General features: G+C 55.2%; 1 protein-coding gene and 2 pseudogenes. 2 read left to right on the top strand and 1 reads right to left on the bottom strand.

All coding sequences use genetic code 11. The annotated features are described in order from the left end of the window. Positions 1-1,173: pseudogene (locus A3754_RS21870) on the bottom strand (sensor histidine kinase); the annotation flags it as partial. Positions 1,174-1,229: 56 nt separating this feature from the next. On the opposite strand from A3754_RS21870, the gene A3754_RS21865 reads away from it, so the two are divergent. Continuing rightward, complete coding sequence (locus A3754_RS21865; protein ID WP_231880734.1) at positions 1,230-1,994, top strand: response regulator transcription factor; 765 nt, start codon at positions 1,230-1,232, stop codon at positions 1,992-1,994. Positions 1,995-2,131: 137 nt separating this feature from the next. Then, a pseudogene (locus A3754_RS21860) lies at positions 2,132-2,371 on the top strand (hypothetical protein); the annotation flags it as partial.

Here is a 2,371-nt window from a genome sequence, read left to right as displayed (position 1 = left end):
GCGTAGAGGAAAGTAAAGCCAGCCAATAAAGGCTACGGACAGGGTCAGGGTGAGCGGCCCGGACAGGCTGAGCATCATGGCCAGCAACAGATCCGTGAGCATGATAAAGAGGCCGCCCAGCAACCAGGACCATAACGAAAACCACCACGGTTCGAGTGCGAAAAGCCGATGCCTTACCACGCCCAGTGCCATGCCCAGATACATCAGCAGGAAGGTCGTGAAAAGCAGCCCCTGTGACGCTGGTTGCGCGATCTGAAGCATCGCAGGAAGGATCATGCCGCCGGCAAAAAAAGCGGTACCCGCAACAATGGAAATGACGACCCAACGTAATGCGGAGCGGTCACCCGGTTGCTGTCTTGTCTGCCGCCACTGCCAGATTGACCCCAGCAGTCCTGCCAGAAAGATTGCCATTACCCAGGAATGGAAACCGTCAACAGGGCTGGCCACCTGTTGAGTTTGATCGATGACAATGGCTACGCAAAATGCCAGATAAAACCCTGTGGTGAGCCAACGTGAAGGGAACTGGCGCGGGTAGTTCCACAAGAAGGCGGCGAGAGAGGCAGAAAACAACAAGGCGCCTAGATGGTTAAGCCCTGAAAGCCAGGCGAACAACGTGCCGGAGATGAAGAAATCGCGAGTGCTGTAAATGGCGGCAGCCGAGGAAAAAAGCACATAACTCAGGCCTGTTACCGCAAATGAGGTAATGGCCACCTCGTGTTTTGCTGGTACCCAGACAAGAATGCAAATCACCATGCCAGCCAATCCGCAGACCAGCTGTAACCAGAAAAGGCCGGGGAGTTGGGTCAGGTGCCGTTGCTGTAACTGTACGGGATAAGTGTTGCCCGCATCATCCACCAGCATCAGCTGGCCATCGGAAAGCCATTGGGATAGCTCGCGGTGAGTTTCGAAAAACACATTGAGCTCGGTGTAGTGAGGCAGAACATCAGGCTCTTCCAGTAGCAGGAAGGGGGCGGCAGGACGTGAGGATCGGCCATTGCTGAACGCCGTGAGAAGAATCTCGCCCGTGCCAGGAATATCCGCGACAAGCTGCTCGGCCTTCTGTTGGAAGGTGATGTCACTAGTGGGCAGGGTGAGTGCCGTTGCGATAGCCATCAGGCCATACAGTGCCACCAGAAAAAGCCCGGTAATAATTCGTGTTTTCAGCGAAAGCATGCATGTTCCCTATGTGCAATGACATTACCTCACCCCCGTTTTTCGGGGGTTGATCCATGGGGTTGCCACCGATTACTACTACGGTGATTAGAACAATCTGTTTTTGGACGATTGAAGAATATATTATTTGCGTGATTCGGTTCACATTTTTATTTTCGCGGATTTGGAGTGCAAGCATGGATGCAATCAGGCAGGTATTGATTGTGGAAGATCTGCCTGATGTGGCTCAGTGGCTGCACGGACAGGTGGCCAGCCTGCTGTCGCCGACACAGATAGACCAGGCGGGAACGCTGGCGCAAGCCCGGGATAAAATCGATGCGCACGCCTATGATCTGGCGTTGATTGATCTGGGCTTGCCCGATGGGAATGGTGTTGGACTGATTCGACCCTTCAAGGAAGCCAATCGCCAGGCGATGTGTGTGGTCACCACCATCTTTGATGATGCCGAGCATCTTTTTGGTTCCTTGCGGTCCGGGGCGGATGGATACTTGTTGAAAGATGATACCGAGGCCGAATTCAGTAATCAGTTGTCCGGCATCCTTGCTGGTCGCCCTCCGTTGTCAGCCTCCATTGCCCGGTGCGTACTTGAGCAGTTTCATCCCGTCTTTGGCGAAAAGGAAGCGACCCTGACCGGGAGAGAAAAGGACATGCTGACCTTGATCGCTAAGGGATTGAGCGTGAAGCATGCAGCTCAGAAACTGGGTATTTCCCATTATACGGCGGCCGGTTACATGAAAGACGTCTATGCCAAGCTGCAGGTCAATACCCGTGCGGAAGCGACCCTGAAAGCGATCCATATGGGGCTGGTAAATCCCTCCTGAACGAGCCCCCCGTGCTTACCGGTTTCCTCCCCCCTGTTTAGGGGGTGCTGAAATTTCCCCACCACTCCTATGCTGCCAGTATCCATTTTAATCAGGCAGCGTGGGGATCGGGTATGCAGCCAACAATAGGGAAGTTCGTGTTTCGTGCCGGACTGCTGGGGGTCATCCTGGCCGTGGCAGGTTGTGGCGGCGACAGCAGTCGCGATAGTTCGAGCGGTAATGGCGGAGGCGGCGGGCCGTCTGCGCCTGCCGCGTCAAGCCTTTCTGGTACTGCAGCCGTCGGTGCCGCCATCCAGACCGGCACCGTTACCGCAGAATGTGCCGATGGCAGTGGCTTCACGTCCACCGTTACCACCAATGCCGATGGGGTCTGGAGT

The organism is Alcanivorax sp. HI0083, assembly GCF_001635175.1.
The sequence above is the reverse complement of the archived record's forward strand: the minus strand, read 5'-3'. Positions and strand labels throughout refer to the sequence as shown.

Coding starts and splice junctions, on each gene's coding strand:
- A3754_RS21865 (WP_231880734.1), top strand. CDS start 1,230: ATGGGGTTGCCACCGATTACTACTACGGTGATTAGAACAATCTGTTTT.